Consider the following 14,963-nt stretch of genomic DNA (forward strand, 5'->3'; position numbering starts at 1 on the left):
CAAAAGAGCGCAATTCCAGACAATCCGCGCCGGAAGCGGGGCGGCATAGTCGAAGTCCCGTTTCGTCTTCGCTTCGCTTTCGCCATGAATCTGTCGCTTTACGTCGTCACCGTGCTGATCTGGGGCACCACCTGGATCGCGATCAAATGGCAGTTGGGCAGCGTGCCGCCGCCCGTGTCGATTGCATGGCGCTTCTGGCTCGCGGCCGCGGCGATGTTCGTGCTGCTGCGCGCGATGCGCAGGCCGATCCTGCCGCCGCGCGATGCATGGCGTTTTCTCGTCGCGCAGGGCTTCGCGCTCTTCTGCCTCAATTTCCTGTGCTTCTACTACTCGGAGCAGGTCGTGCCGAGCGGCCTCGTCGCGGTGGTGTTCTCGACCGCGCCGCTCCTGAACTCGATCAACGGGCGGCTGTTCATGGGGCGGCCGCTGCGGCAGTCCGCGATCGCGGGCGCCTTGCTCGGGCTGGCCGGTATCGGATGCCTGTTCTGGCAGCAGATGGCGGGGCACGTCGACGATCGCGCGACCTGGATCGGCCTGGCGATCGCGTTGGCGGGCACGATGTGCTTCTCGGCGGGCAATCTGCTGTCGAGCCGGATGCAGGCAATGGGGCTGCATCCGCTCGCGACCAACGGCTGGGCGATGCTGATCGGCGCGACGATCCTGACCGCCGGCAGCATCGCGGCCGGCCTGCCGCTCGCGCCGGACACGAGTCCGCGCTATCTCGCCGCGCTCGTCTATCTCGCGGTGCCCGGCTCGGTGATCGGGTTTACGGCGTACCTGACGCTCGTCGGCCGGATCGGGCCCGAGCGCGCCGCTTATTGCACGGTGCTGTTCCCGATCGTCGCGCTTGCCGTGTCGACCGTGTTCGAGGGGTACCGGTGGTCGCCCGTCGCGGTCGCCGGGCTGATGCTCGTCGTCGCCGGCAATCTGGTTGCGTTCGATCTGACGCGCCGGTTCTTCGTGCGCACCGCCTGAGCGGATGGTGCGCGGCCGCCGCCGGACGCGGCGCCGCCGGCCGGCCGTTCGGGCGACCTTAAGCGGCCTCAAGCGACCTCAAGCGGCCGCGCCGCTGCCCGACAGGCGCGCCTGCCGCTGATACAGCGCCGCCGACAGCGCGACGCCCGCCGCCGCCGCGACGGCCGCGCACAGGAACACCTGCGCATAGCCGAACGCGCCCGCGACGTAACCGGCGAGCGGCCCCGTGATCCCGAGCGACAGATCGAGGAACACCGAATACGCGGACAGCGCTGCGCCGCGGCTCGCGGGCGGCACGAGCGCGACCGCCTCGACGCCGAGCGCGGGAAAGATCAGCGCGAAGCCGAAGCCCGTCAACGCCGCGCCGACGAGCGCGACGTGCGGCACGGGCGCGAGCCACAGCATCAGGAGGCCCGCGCATTCGAACGCGAACGACACGATCGCGACGCGGAACCCGCCGTGCGTCTTGATCGTATTCGCGAACAGCAGGCGCGCGCCGATGAACAGCGTGCCGAACACGGTCAGCGACAGCGCGGCGTTCGGCCAGTGCCGCGACGCGTAATAGAGCGTGATGAACGTCGCGATCGAGCCGAAGCCGGCCGAACCGAGCGCGAGGCCAAGGCCGTGCGGCAGCACGCGGGTGAACACGCTTGCGTACGACATCCGCTCGCCGTGCACGAGCGGCACGGGCGCGATCAGCCGCGCGAGGTAGTAGCCGAGCGCCGCGAGCGCGATCACGAGCACGCCGAGCACGGCGGGAATCAGCGCATGAGCGATCGCGACGCCGACGGGCGCGCCGATCGCGAGCGCGCCGTATGTCGCGATGCCGTTCCACGAGATGACGCGCGCGTTGTGCGCGGCGCCGACGCGGCCGATGCCCCACAGGATCGCGCCCGTGCCGACGAGGCTCTCGCCGACGCCGAGCACGAGCCGGCTCGCGACGAGCAGCACGATGCTCGCGGCGGGCCAGCGCGCGAACGCGAACGCGGACAACAGCAGCGCGCCGCTCGCGCCGCACGCGGCGAGCCCGCGCAGCACGGTGCGCTTCGGGCCGAGCGTGTCCGCGCAGCGGCCGGCGAGCGGCCGCGACGCGAGCGTCGCGAAATACTGCACGCTGATCGCCGCGCCCGCGACGATCGCCGAAAAGCCGAGTTCGTCATGAACGAAGCCCGGCAGCACCGCGAGCGGCAGGCCGATCGTCAGATAGCAGACGAACGTGAACGAAACGACGGAGACGATCTGCAGCGTCGTGGCGAATGCGTTGCGTGGGGAAGAGGCGGAATCGGCTGACATTGGGGGCGGGAACGAAAACGCGCATCCACTTGATGCGAAAGCCGAATTTTTGCATGGAACCGGTTTTCTTGCAGGTACCGCTTAGTTCAGTGTCCTGCAAAGCGGCATATCGCCGCAGCGATATGAGCCGCATGCGCGCTCGGCTATGGGTTCCGGAATTTGACGGTGATAGCGTGCGAAACATGACGACGACGGCTGCGGCGGCCGTTCGCATGCCGTTCCCCGGCGTCGCGCGCCGCCGCCGTCGTGACGTGTCCCCATTTTCGAGAACGATGCAACGAGAACGACGCAACATGAGTGAGCCGATCCGTTTCTATCATCGCCGGGCGATCCGCGAAGTCAGCGGCGCGGACGTGACCCGCACGGTGCTCCAGTACCTGCGCGAGGACGCGCATTGCACCGGCACGAAGGAAGGCTGCGCGGAGGGCGACTGCGGCGCGTGCACGGTCGTCGTCGGCGAGCTGAACGAGGCGGGCGGCGTCGCGTTCAAGGCGGTCAACGCGTGCATCCAGTTCCTGCCGACGCTCGACGGCCGCGCGCTCTTCACCGTCGAGGACCTGCGCCAGCCGGACGGCGCGCTGCATCCGGTGCAGGACGCGCTCGTCGAATGTCACGGCTCGCAGTGCGGCTTCTGCACGCCGGGCTTCGCGATGTCGATGTGGGCGCTCTACGAGCAGCACGGGCACGACGCGCAGCGCGCCGATCGCACGACGCCGTCGCGCGCGCAGATCGCCGACGCGCTCACCGGCAACCTGTGCCGCTGCACCGGCTATCGGCCGATCGTCGACGCGGCCGTGCGAATGTTCGACGCGCCGCCGCCGAAGGTTCCCGTCGACGTCGCCGCGCTCGCACGCACGCTGCAGGCGCTGCGCCGCGACGACACGTTCCACTACGCGCACGCGGGCCAGGCGTTCGACGCGCCGCGCACGCTCGACGCGCTCGCGCGGCTGAAGGCCGAGAAGCCCGCCGCGCGCGTGCTCGCGGGCAGCACCGATGTCGGCCTGTGGGTGACGAAGCAACTGCGCGATCTGGGCGACGTGCTGTATGTCGGCCAGGTGCCCGAGCTGCGCCGCATCGTCGAGCGCGACGACTGGATCGAGATCGGCGCGGGTGCGACGCTCGAGGCCGCGTATGCGGCGCTCGCCGCGCACTATCCGGAGCTCGCCGAGATGTGGAAGCGCTTCGCGTCGCTGCCGATCCGCAACGCGGGGACGATCGGCGGCAACGTCGCGAACGGCTCGCCGATCGGCGATTCGATGCCGGGCCTGATCGCGCTCGGCGCGCGGGTCGTGCTGCGCGGCGGCGACGCGACGCGCGAGCTGCCGCTCGAGGATCTGTACGTCGGCTATCAGAAGAAGGACATGGCCGAGCACGAGCTTGTCGTCGCGCTGAAGGTGCCCACGCGCACCGGCGCGCGCGCGAACCTGCGGTTTCGCACGTACAAGCTGTCGAAGCGCTTCGACTCCGACATCTCGGCCGTTTGCGCGGCGTTCGCGTTCGTTGCCGACGGCGACGCGATCCGCGCGCCGCGCATCGCGTTCGGCGGGATGGCCGCGACGCCGAAGCGTGCATTGCGCGCGGAAGCCGCGCTCGCCGACGCCGTTTGGGACGAGGCCGCCGCGCTCGCCGCGATGCGCGCGCTCGGCGACGACTACGCGCCGCTCACCGACATGCGCGCGACGCGCGCGTATCGGCTCGAGACCGCGAAGAACCTGCTGTACCGCTTCTGGCTGGAGACCCGCCCGCTCGATCCGCTGCCCGCGTCGGCCGTGAACGTGCGCGAAGTCGCCGCCGAGCCGGCCGCTTCCTGACCGATCGACGCCCAGCGGAGCCATCGCATCATGAATCAGCAAGCCGAACCTTTCCTGAGCGTCGCAGCGAACGCCGAGCGCGACGCGTTCAAGCAAGTCCACGTGTCGCGTCCGCATGAATCCGCGCATCTGCACGTGAGCGGACGCGCGACCTACACCGACGACATCCCGCTCGTCGCCGGCACGCTGCACGCGGCGCTCGGCCTGTCCGCGAAGCCGCACGCGAGGATCGCGTCGATGCGGCTCGACGCGGTGCGCGCGGCGGCGGGCGTCGTCGCGGTGCTGACCGCGGCCGACATTCCGGGCGCGAACGATTGCGGGCCGATCGTCCATGACGATCCGGTGCTCGCCGACGGCGTCGTTCAGTACGTCGGGCAGCCGATGTTCGTCGTCGTCGCGGCGTCGCACGACGCCGCGCGCCGCGCCGCGCGCCTCGCGCAGATCGAATACGAAGCGTTGCCGGCGATCCTGACCGCGCAGGCGGCGCGCGCGGCCGATTCGTACGTGCTGCCGCCGATGACGCTCGCGCGCGGCGACGCGGCCGAACGGATCGCGCGCGCCGTGCATCGCGACGCGGGCGAGCTGACGCTCGGCGGGCAGGAGCAGTTCTATCTCGAAGGGCAGATCGCCTACGCGGTGCCGAAAGAAGACGGCGCGATGCACGTGTACAGCTCGACGCAGCATCCGAGCGAGATGCAGCACCTCGTCGCGCACGTGCTGGGGCTCGCGTCGCACGACGTGCTCGTCGAATGCCGGCGCATGGGCGGCGGCTTCGGCGGCAAGGAATCGCAATCGGGCCTGTTCGCGTGCTGCGCCGCGCTCGCCGCCTGGAAGCTGCAGTGCCCGGTGAAGCTGCGCCCCGATCGCGACGACGACATGATGATCACCGGCAAGCGGCACGATTTCCATTATCGCTACGACGTCGGCTACGACGACGCGGGCGTGATCGAGGGCGTCTCGGTCGACATGACGTCGCGCTGCGGCTTTTCCGCCGATCTGTCGGGGCCCGTGATGACGCGCGCCGTGTGCCACTTCGACAACGCGTACTGGCTGCCCGACGTGTCGATCGTCGGCCGATGCGGGAAGACGAACACGCAGTCGAACACCGCGTTTCGCGGCTTCGGCGGCCCGCAGGGCGCGTTCGCGATCGAGTACATCATCGACAGCGTCGCGCGCGCGCTCGGCCGCGATCCGCTCGACGTGCGCCGCGCGAACCTGTACGGCAAGACCGAGCGCAACGTGACGCCCTACGGGCAGACGATCGAGGACAACGTGCTGCCCGAGCTGATCGCCGAGCTCGAGGCGACGAGCGCGTATCGCGCGCGCCGCGCGGCGACGCGCGCGTTCAACGCGGCGAGCCCGGTGCTGAAGAAGGGCATCGCGCTCACGCCGGTGAAGTTCGGCATCGCGTTCAACGTCACGCATTTCAACCAGGCGGGCGCGCTCGTCCACATCTACACCGACGGCTCGATCCTCGTGAACCACGGCGGCACCGAGATGGGCCAGGGGCTCAACACGAAGGTCGCGCAGGTCGTCGCGCACGAACTCGGCGTGGACTTCGCGCGGATTCGCGTGACGGCGACCGACACGAGCAAGGTCGCGAACACGTCGGCGACGGCGGCGTCGACGGGCTCGGACCTGAACGGCAAGGCCGCGCAGGACGCCGCGCGCCAGTTGCGCGAGCGGCTTGCCGCGTTCGCGGCCGAGCATTTCGGCGGCGGCAACGCGCGAGCGGCGGACGTGCGCTTCGCGCGCGACGAGGTGCGCGTCGGCGAGACGGCCGTGCCGTTCGAGGCGCTCGCCGCGCAGGCGTATCGCGCGCGCGTGCAGCTGTGGTCGGACGGCTTCTATGCGACGCCGAAGCTGCACTGGGATCAGGCGACGCTGCGCGGGCGGCCGTTCTTCTACTACGCGTACGGCGCGGCGGTGTCGGAAGTCGTCGTCGATACGCTGACGGGCGAGATGCGCGTGTTGCGCGCGGATGCGCTGCATGACGTCGGCGCGTCGCTGAATCCGGCGCTCGACATCGGGCAGGTCGAGGGCGCGTTCATCCAGGGGATGGGGTGGCTCACGACCGAGGAATTGTGGTGGAACGATGGCGGCAAGCTGATGACGCACGCACCGTCGACCTACAAGATTCCGACCGTCAACGATTGTCCGCCGGATTTCCGCGTGAAGCTGTTCGACAACCGCAACGCGGAGGACAGCATTCACCGGTCGAAGGCCGTCGGCGAGCCGCCGCTGTTGCTGCCGTTCTCGGTGTTCTTCGCGATCCGCGACGCGGTTGCGGCGGTGGGCGATTACGCGATCAATCCGCCGCTCGCCGCGCCCGCGACGGGCGAGTCGATCCTGCGCGCGGTGCAGGCGGTGCGCGCCGCGCGGGCGGGCGCGTGATGCGGGGCGGGGGCGCGGCGGAGGGCGTGGGCGGCGCGCGTCGGCGCATGCGGCAAGCACGGTCAGCAGGGAAAGCGCGACAGCCGCAAGGCTTAGGAGACGCGCGGTGAGACGGTTGCCGCATCGCGTCGTTTGCGCCGCATCGTGACGCGCCGTCTCGCATTGCATTGCGTCGCGCCGCATCGCGTCCGTGCATTTCGCGTCCGCCGCGCGAATGGCGCGCCAGGCGGCGAGCGGCGAGCGGCGAATGGCAAGGCGGCAAGCGTTCTCCAAAGTGAACCGTTCCGTACAAACCTGCACTTTTCAGCGGAACTGGTTTCCGCGAAGATGATCGTCGCTTTCTCCCCAACCTCGATCGAAAACGACGACAACGATGAGACATACCCTGACGAAGCGCATCGGCGCCGCGCTGCTGGCCGCAGCCGCCGCGCTCGCGCAAGCGCATGCGGCCGAACTGCACGTGATGAATTCCGGCGGCTTCACGGCCGCGTACCAATTGCTCGCGCCGAAGTTCGAAGCGGCGACGGGCAACAGGCTCGACATCGCGTACGGCCCGTCGATGGGCGCGACGCCCGAGGCGATTCCGAACCGGCTCGCGCGCGGCGAGCCGGCCGACGTCGTGATCATGGTCGGCTATGCGCTCGACAAGCTGATCCGCGAGGGCAAGGTCGAGCCGGGCTCGCGCGTCGAGCTCGCGGATTCGCGGATCGGCGCGGTCGTGCGCGCGGGCGAGCCCGCCCCCGACATCGGCACGCCCGCCGCGCTGAAGGCCGCGTTGCTGCAAGCGAAGTCGGTCGCGTACTCGGACAGCGCGAGCGGCGTCTATGTACAGAACGAGCTGTTCAAGCGGCTCGGCGTCGAGGCGGAGGTTAAGCCGAAGGCAACGATGGTGCCGCGCGTGCCGGTTGCGTCGAAGGTCGCCGACGGCACCTATGCGCTCGGCTTCCAGCAGGTGAGCGAGCTGCTGCCGGTGCCGGGCGTGACGTTCGTCGGCAAGCTCCCGGAGCCGCTGCAATCGGTCACGCGCTTCGCGGGCGGGATTCCGGTCGGCGCGAAGCGTCCGCGCGAGGCGCGCGCGCTGCTCGACTATCTGGCGTCTCCGGCTTCTGCCGACGACGTGCGCAAGACGGGGCTCGACCCGGTGCCGGCGCGCTGATCCGCGGCTTGGCCGGGCGCGGCGGCGCGCGCCGCGCGACGATCGCCGCGCGCCGCGCGACGGGCGATACGCGGCGTGAAACGTCTTCGCCGGTTGCCGGCAGATGGCCGGTCGCATGCGGCGTCGGACGCGCGCTTCGCGTAAACTCGCGATTTCGCGCGCTGTCCGGCGCGTCAACGAGGGAGATCCATGCAAGCGCATCAACCGTATTTCGACGAAATCGCTGCCGGCTGCGACGCGATCGGCAATTGGCTCTCGGGTGACGTGTCCGGGCCCGCGGCGCTCGATGCGCTGATGGCGCGCTTCGCGCCGCATTTCACGATGATCGGCACGGACGGCGCCGCCTACGATCGCGCCGCCACGCGCGCGCTGTTCGCGCGGCTCGCCGGCTGCAAGCCCGGCCTGAAGATCGCGTTTTCGGAGATGCATGCGCTCGTCGCGGACGCGGCGCACGGCGTCATCAGCTACTGCGAGTTCCAAACCGACACGACGGGCGCGTTGCCGACGCGCCGCTCGACCGCCGTGTTCGAGCGCGACCCGCAGACGGGCGCGGTGCGCTGGACGCATCTGCAGGAGACGTTCTGCGCGGCGTGAATCATCCGCGCCAATGCGCGCGCGGTTCTCTCGCCGCATGCCGTTCGCATTTCAATCCGGGCGGCGCGTGCCGGTCCGGCAAGCGCCGATCGACCAGCGCTGAACGCGCGGGCCGCCTCGATCCTGCCGATCCTCGCTGCAAAAGTCGGATGATATGTTATATCATCGTCCCCGCTGTGTAGGCGAACCGTAAGCCGTCGCGATTCGATCGTGACGTGCGCGTGGCGCCTGCGTCCAGCCGTGCGTGCGCGACGCCGATGCAAGCGGGACCCGGGTCCTCGCATGCCGATGATCGGCGTTCGGCCGCGCGCGCGATGCCATCGAGGTTGCGGGAGTCGACGAGCAGTGAACAGAGCGAAGCGGGCGGGAAACGTTCGGGGCCGCGTGGCGCCGACGACAGTGGAGCGTGCGGCGTGCGCTCGGGCGGGGGCGGTGGACGAGGCAATCCGTCGATGAGCCGGGCGCAGCATGCACCGTCGCGCCGTCGCGCGTTCGAGCGCAGCTTCGCGGCGGCGGCCGCCCGCGCCGCTCACGGCGCGCCTGCCGCGCATGGCCCGCACGCGTGCCTCGCCGCCGCGTCGCGTCGCTCGACGGCCGTCGAGCGCTGCGTCACCGCGCTCGCGTGCGCGGTGACGGCGTCCGGCGCGCTCGCCGCCGACGCGGACCCGGCCGAATCCGCGCGCGACCCGCATCGCGAACTGCCGACCGTGCGCGTGACGAGCGACGCGGCGCACGCATCGCCGCTGTCCACGCCGCTCACGGCCGGCTCGCGCCTGAAGCTCGCGAGCCTCGACATGCCCGCGAGCGTCGAGGCGATCACGTCCGGGCAGATGGCCGCGCGCGGCGATCGCACGATCGTCGACGCCGTCACGCGCGCGACGGGCTTCAGCACGGCCGCGGCGCCCGGCAACGGCGGCACGGCGCTCAGCGTGCGCGGCTTCGCCGGCCAGGAATCGGTGACGACGCTCGTCGACGGCGTGCGTCTCTACCCCGGCGCGGGCACCGTCACGTTCCCGTTCTCGACGTGGTCCGCCGAGCGCATCGAGGTGCTGCGCGGGCCGGCGTCGGTGCTGCACGGCGAAGGGGCGATCGGCGGCGTCGTCGATGTCGTGACCCGGCGCCCGCGCCGCGAACGATCGACGACGCTGCAGGCGAGCATCGGCACGCAAGGCGAAAAGCGCGTGGCGCTCGACACGACGGGCGCGCTCGGCCCGCGTCTTTCTTATCGTTTCCATCTGAGCGACGAGCGCACGCGCGGCTTCGTCGAGCGCGGCGACGCGCACGCGACGGCCGTCGGCGGCGCGCTGAAGCTCGATGTCGATTCGCGTTTGTCGATTACGCTCGATTACGACTACGGCCGCCAGAAGCCGGCGACCTATTTCGGCGTGCCGGCGGCGAACGGCGTGCTCGACCGCGCGCTGCGCGAGCGCAACTACAACGTCGGCGACGCGACGATCGCTTACCACGATACCTGGACGCGGCTTGCCGCGACCTATCGCGCGGGCAACGGCGTGACGCTCGACGCCCAGCTCTACTATCTCGCGACGCGCCGCCATTGGCGCAACGCGGAATCGTACGCGCTCGACGCGGCGGCGCGCACCGTCGCGCGCAGCGACTATCTCGAGATCTTCCATCGCGAGCGGCAGTTCGGCGAGCGCTTCACCGCACGCATCGATTCGCGCGTGTTCGGCCGCGCGAACCGCCTCGTGGTCGGCGCCGAGTTCAACCAGATCGCGTTCGACGGCGCGAACAACGCGCCGTATCGCGGCGAATCGACCGTCGCCGCCGCCGGCTTCGATCCCGGCGCGTTCGCGAGCCCCGATCCGACGCTGCCGCGCTTTCGCACGCGCACGCATCAGGCGGCGGCGTTCATCGAGAACCGGCTCGAGGTCCTGCCGCGGCTCGCGTGGGTGAGCGGGCTGCGTTACGACCATCTGTCGTTTCACCGCGACGATCTGGTCGCGGGCGGCGCGTTCGACAAGACGTTCGCGCACACCGGCTGGCGCAGCGGGCTCGTCTACGAGATCGCGCCGGGCCTGACCGCGTACGCGCAATACACGACGGGCGCGGAGGGCGTGGGCTCGCTCGTCACGCTGCCGGCGTCGCAGGCGAACTACACGCTCGCGACCGGGCGCCAATGGGAAGCGGGCGTCAAGCACGAGATCGACGACGCTCGCGCGTACTGGACGCTCGCCGTCTACGACATCGTCAAGCGCGGCCTCGTCAGCGTCGACCCGCTGAATCCGGCGCGCGCGCAGCAGATCGGCCGCCAGTCGTCGCGCGGCGTCGAACTCGCGGGCGGCGTGCGTCTGCCGGGCGGCGTGACGATCGACGCAAACGCGGCGTTGCTGCGCGCGCGTTACGACGCGTTCGGCCAGCGCGTCGGCGACACGGTCGTGCAGCGCGCGGGCAACGTGCCGCACGACATCGCGCGGCAGACCGCGAACCTGTGGATCGGCTGGGCGTTCGCGCCAGGCTGGCGCGCGAATGCGGGCTTGCGTTACGTCGGCCGTCGCTACGGCGACGACGCGAACCGCGTGCCGGTGCCGTCGTACACGGTGTTCGACGCGTCGCTCGCGTGGCAGGCGACGCGCGACGTCGGCCTCGCGCTCTACGCGCGCAACCTTGCGAACCGTACGTACGCGGCGTCGACGTCGAACGGCGGCGCGCAATGGCTGCTCGGCCCGTCGCGTTCGGCCGAGCTCGTCGCGACGCTGCGCTTCTAGCGCGGCGGCGCATCCCGACGCTCGACGACGCACGCATGCCCATGTCCGCGACCCTCGACATCGAACGCCTGAGCTGGTCGCCCGCCGGCGCGGGCGCGTTGCTGCGCGAACTGTCGCTGACGGTGCGCGCGGGTGAGCTCGCGGGCCTCATCGGCCCGAACGGCAGCGGCAAGACGAGCGCGCTGCGCTGCGCGTTCCGTTTCGCGCGGCCGCATGCCGGCACCGTGACGCTCGATGGGCGGGACGTGTGGCGCGCGCCGCCGCGCTGGAGCGCGCAGCGCATCGCGGTGCTGCAGCAGGAGGCGCCGGACGATTTCGGGCTGACGGTCGAGGAGCTCGCGCGCATGGGCCGCACGCCGCACAAGCGCCTGTTCGACGCGGACACCGCGGACGATGCGCGCGTCGTCGAAGCCGCGCTGCGCGACGTCGATCTGTGGGCGCTGCGCGAGCGGGGCTTCGCGTCGTTGTCGGGCGGCGAGAAGCAGCGCGCGCTGCTCGCGCGCGCGCTCGTCCAGCAGCCGGCGCTGCTGCTGCTCGATGAACCGACCAATCATCTCGACGTGCGCCATCAGCTCGAACTGCTCGCGCGCGTGCGCGCGCTGCGCGTGACGACGCTCGCGACGATCCACGATCTGAACCTCGCCGCCGCGTACTGCGACCGGCTGCACGTGCTCGCGGGCGGGCGCATCGTCGCGAGCGGCGCGCCCGCCGACGTGCTGACGCGCGCGCTCATCGCCGACGTGTTCGGCGTCGACGCGATCGTCGACGCGCACCCGGTATCGGGGCGACCGCGCGTCACGCTGATCTATCCGGAGGATGCCGAACGATGTTGAAACGAAAAGCCGCCGCGCGCGGCGCGCCGGCCTTGCGCGCCGCGTTCACGCTGCCGTTCGCGGCCGCCGCGCTGGCGGCGGCCGCAACCGTCGCGACGGCGGCGCGGGCGCATGCGTACCCGGTGACGGTGCGCAGTTGCGGGCGCGACGTCACGTTCGAGCGCGCGCCCGCGCGCGCGGTGAGCAACGACGTGAACCTCACCGAGATGATGATCGCGCTCGGCCTGAAGGCGCGGATGGCCGGCTACACCGGCATCGCCGGCTGGAAGACCGGCAATGCGCGGCTGCGTGCGGCGCTCGCGGGCGTGCCCGAGCTCGCGACGCATTATCCGTCGCTCGAAGCGCTCGTCGATGCGCGCGCCGATTTCTACTTCGCCGGCTGGAACTACGGGATGCATCCGGGCGGGCCGGTCACGCCCGCGTCGCTCGAACGATTCGGGATTCGAACGTATGAGCTGACCGAATCGTGCTCGCTCGTGATGCGGCGGCCGCCGGCGTCGCTCGACGACGTCTATCGCGATCTGACGAATCTCGGCCGGATCTTCGGCGTGGACGCGCGCGCGGCGCAGGTCGCGGGCGCGATGCGCGCGCGCGTCGACGCGGTGCGCCGCACGCTCGCGAGCTCGGCGCGCGTCAAGACGCCGCCGCGCGTGTTCGTCTACGACAGCGGCACCGACAAGCCGATGACGGCGGGCGCGCTCGCGATGCCCACCGCGCTGATCGCGGCGGCGGGCGGGCGCAACGTGATGGACGACGTGCCGCGCGGCTGGACGCAGGTGGGCTGGGAGAGCGTCGTCGCGCGCGATCCGCAGGCGATCGTGATCGTCGACTATTCGGCGGTGACGGCCGAGCAGAAGAAACAGTTCCTGCTGAGCCAGCCCGCGCTCGCGCAAGTCGAGGCGATTCGCGCGCGCCGCTTCATCGTGATTCCGTACGATGCGGCGACGCCCGGCGTCGAGAACGCGGCGGCCGTCGAGACGATCGCGCGCGGCCTGCATCCGCGCGCGTTCGCGAAGGCCGCGCGATGAGCGGCGCGGCGCGCGCCGACGCACCGCCGGCATCGCGCGGCCGTCGATGGCGCGTGCGGCTCGTGCTGCCCGCGCTTGCGGTGCTCGTCGCGATTTCGATCGTCGCGTCGACCGCGCTCGGCGCGACGACGATCGCGCCGGCGCGGGTCGTCGCGATCGTGTTGTCGCATCTCGCGGACCTGCGCGTCACGAATGCGCATGTCGCCCACGCGCATGCTGCCGACACGCTCGCCCGGAGCGGCGCATCGTTCGCCGAAGACAGCATCGTCTGGCAGATCAGATTGCCGCGCGCGCTGCTCGCGGCGCTCGTCGGCGCGACGCTCGCGATGGTCGGCGTCGCGCTGCAGGCGGCGACCGCGAACCGGCTCGCCGACCCGCACCTGCTTGGCGTGAGCTCGGGCGCGATGCTTGGCGCGGTGGCGGCGACGCTCGGCCTCGGCGCCGCGTTCGGGCCGTTCACGCTGTCGTTCGCGGCGTTCGCGGGCGCGCTCGCCGCCACCGCGCTCGTGATCGCGCTCGCATACCGGCGCGGCCGGCTCGAGGCGGACCGGTTGCTGCTCGCGGGCGTCGCGGTGTCGTTCATGATGACCGCGCTCGCGAACCTGCTGCTGTATCTCGGCGATCCGCGCGCCGCGTCGTCCGTGCTGTTCTGGATGCTGGGCGGCGTCGGGCTCGCGCGCTGGGATCTGCTCGCCGCGCCCGCATGCTGCGCGGCGCTCGCGGCGCTGCTGCTCTTCGCGCGCCGGCGCGAACTAAACGCGCTGATGTCGGGCGACGTCGCGGCGGTGTCGCTCGGCGTGCCCGTCGCGCGGATGCGTCGTGAGGTGTTCGTGATCGCTTCGTTCGCGACGGGCGCGATGGTCGCGGTGAGCGGCGCGATCGGCTTCGTCGGGCTCGTGACGCCGCATCTGTGCCGGCGGCTCGTCGGTGCGGAGCATGCCCGGCTGCTGCCGGTCGCCGGGTTGAGCGGCGCGGCGTTGCTCGTGTGGGCCGACGTCGCCGCGCGCACGCTCGCCGCGCCGGAGGATCTGCCGATCGGCATCGTGACCGCGGGGCTCGGCGGCGCGTTCTTCGTTGTGCTGATGCGGCGGCGGTGAGCGCAGGCGCGCGGCGAATCGAGGCGTCGCGCGTCGCATGGCGCGATCGCGCGCGCCGCGTTCGCCGGCTCTCAGCGCCGCTTTCCGCGCAAAGTCAGTTCGGCCGACACATCGGCCATCAGTGCGCTCAGCCAATCGACGTCGGTCGGCCGATCGGGCGCCGGGTGACGCAACTGATAGCAGCGGATGCGCGGAAACGGCACGGGCGGCGCGACGACGACGAGCGGCAGCAGTTGCGCGTAGTGGATCGCGAAGCGGCGCGTCGTCGTGAAGATCAAATCCGATTGAAGCAGCACCTGCGGCACGAGCCCGAAGTACGGCAGCGTCGCGACGACGCGCCGCGCGATGCCCGCCCGCGCGAGGCCGAGCTCGATCACGTTGTGCCGCGCGCCGATGTACGGCGCGGGCGCGAGATGCGCGGCGTTCGCATACGCGTCGCGCGTGAGCGGCGCGCGCGCGAGCGGATGATCGCGCCGCATCAGGCAGACGACCGTGTCCGAGAACAGGTCGGCGCGCACGAAGCGCGGATCGGGTTTCGGCCAGTTGCCGATCACGAGATCGAGCGCGCCCGAATCGAGCGCGGCCGCGTGATCGAGCGAAGGGTTCAGCGAATCGATTTCGATGCGCGCGTGCGGCGCGGCCGCGCGAAAGCGCGCGACGAGCGTCGGCATGAAGAAGTCGTTCAGGTAGTCGGGCGCGGCGATCCGGAACGTGCGGCGCGCGGTATCGGGATCGAACGGGCCGTGCGGCGTCGCGACGAAGTCGACGTCGCGCAGCGCGCGCTCGGCCGCGCCGAGAAGCGACGCGCCATACTCGGTCGGCACCATGCCCGTCTTGCCGCGCACGAGGAGCGGGTCGCCGAGCGCGTCGCGCAGCTTGCGCAGCGCGGCGCTGATCGCGGGCTGCGTCTGATTCAGGCGCAGCGCGGCCTGCGTCACGCTGCGCTCGACGAGCAGCGTGCGCAGCACGCGCACGAGCCAGATGTCGAGCGACGCGGCGCGGTCTCGATCCGATTGCATCTGCAGCGGGGAGGGCAACGTCAGGCTCGCGCGCCGT

The 14,963-nt window shown here is 71.2% G+C and carries 11 protein-coding genes; 9 read left to right on the forward strand and 2 right to left on the reverse strand.

Annotated features, from left to right (window positions below; all coding sequences use genetic code 11):
• Positions 1-84: 84 nt before the first annotated feature.
• Positions 85-975: a DMT family transporter gene (locus BTH_RS19360; RefSeq protein ID WP_009889430.1), complete on the forward strand. Its 891-nt coding sequence runs from the start codon at positions 85-87 to the stop codon at positions 973-975.
• Between the two features lie 78 nt (positions 976-1,053).
• On the opposite strand, the gene BTH_RS19365 is transcribed toward BTH_RS19360, so the two are convergent.
• Positions 1,054-2,268, reverse strand: coding sequence for an MFS transporter (locus BTH_RS19365; RefSeq protein WP_009889432.1), 1,215 nt, complete (start codon positions 2,266-2,268; stop codon positions 1,054-1,056).
• 293 nt (positions 2,269-2,561) lie between these two features.
• Here BTH_RS19365 and xdhA point away from each other — a divergent pair, with 293 nt between their 5' ends.
• The 8 genes from xdhA (at position 2,562) to BTH_RS19405 (ending at position 13,907) form a co-directional block, all read left to right on the forward strand.
• A complete protein-coding gene (gene xdhA, locus BTH_RS19370) occupies positions 2,562-4,079 on the forward strand; it encodes a xanthine dehydrogenase small subunit (RefSeq protein ID WP_009889433.1) in 1,518 nt (505 codons plus the stop codon).
• A gap of 30 nt (positions 4,080-4,109) precedes the next feature.
• The gene (gene xdhB / locus BTH_RS19375; RefSeq protein WP_009889436.1) at positions 4,110-6,473 is read left to right on the forward strand and encodes a xanthine dehydrogenase molybdopterin binding subunit; all 2,364 of its coding nucleotides are present in this window, start codon (positions 4,110-4,112) and stop codon (positions 6,471-6,473) included.
• Between the two features lie 373 nt (positions 6,474-6,846).
• Positions 6,847-7,629, forward strand: coding sequence for a substrate-binding domain-containing protein (locus BTH_RS19380; RefSeq protein WP_009889437.1), 783 nt, complete (start codon positions 6,847-6,849; stop codon positions 7,627-7,629).
• A gap of 189 nt (positions 7,630-7,818) precedes the next feature.
• On the forward strand, positions 7,819-8,223 hold the full coding sequence (locus BTH_RS19385; RefSeq protein ID WP_009889438.1) for a nuclear transport factor 2 family protein: 405 nt from the start codon (positions 7,819-7,821) through the stop codon (positions 8,221-8,223).
• Positions 8,224-8,675: 452 nt separating this feature from the next.
• The gene (locus tag BTH_RS19390) at positions 8,676-10,949 is read left to right on the forward strand and encodes a TonB-dependent receptor (RefSeq protein ID WP_009889439.1); all 2,274 of its coding nucleotides are present in this window, start codon (positions 8,676-8,678) and stop codon (positions 10,947-10,949) included.
• Positions 10,950-10,990: 41 nt separating this feature from the next.
• Positions 10,991-11,782, forward strand: coding sequence for an ABC transporter ATP-binding protein (locus BTH_RS19395; protein WP_009889441.1), 792 nt, complete (start codon positions 10,991-10,993; stop codon positions 11,780-11,782).
• Positions 11,776-12,810 (forward strand): ABC transporter substrate-binding protein, encoded by a 1,035-nt coding sequence (locus BTH_RS19400; protein ID WP_009889443.1) that lies wholly within the window; start codon positions 11,776-11,778, stop codon positions 12,808-12,810. Before BTH_RS19395 ends, BTH_RS19400 begins: the two co-directional genes overlap by 7 nt.
• The gene (locus BTH_RS19405) at positions 12,807-13,907 is read left to right on the forward strand and encodes a FecCD family ABC transporter permease (protein WP_009889445.1); all 1,101 of its coding nucleotides are present in this window, start codon (positions 12,807-12,809) and stop codon (positions 13,905-13,907) included. Before BTH_RS19400 ends, BTH_RS19405 begins: the two co-directional genes overlap by 4 nt.
• A gap of 71 nt (positions 13,908-13,978) precedes the next feature.
• Here the strand turns inward: BTH_RS19405 and BTH_RS19410 are convergent, their stop codons facing one another.
• Positions 13,979-14,926 carry a LysR family transcriptional regulator gene (locus BTH_RS19410; protein ID WP_009889446.1) on the reverse strand — a complete coding sequence of 316 codons (948 nt, stop codon included), beginning with the start codon at positions 14,924-14,926 and terminating at the stop codon, positions 13,979-13,981.
• Positions 14,927-14,963: the final 37 nt, after the last annotated feature.

This window comes from Burkholderia thailandensis E264, assembly GCF_000012365.1.
In the GTDB taxonomy this organism is placed as follows: Bacteria; Pseudomonadota; Gammaproteobacteria; order Burkholderiales; family Burkholderiaceae; genus Burkholderia; species Burkholderia thailandensis.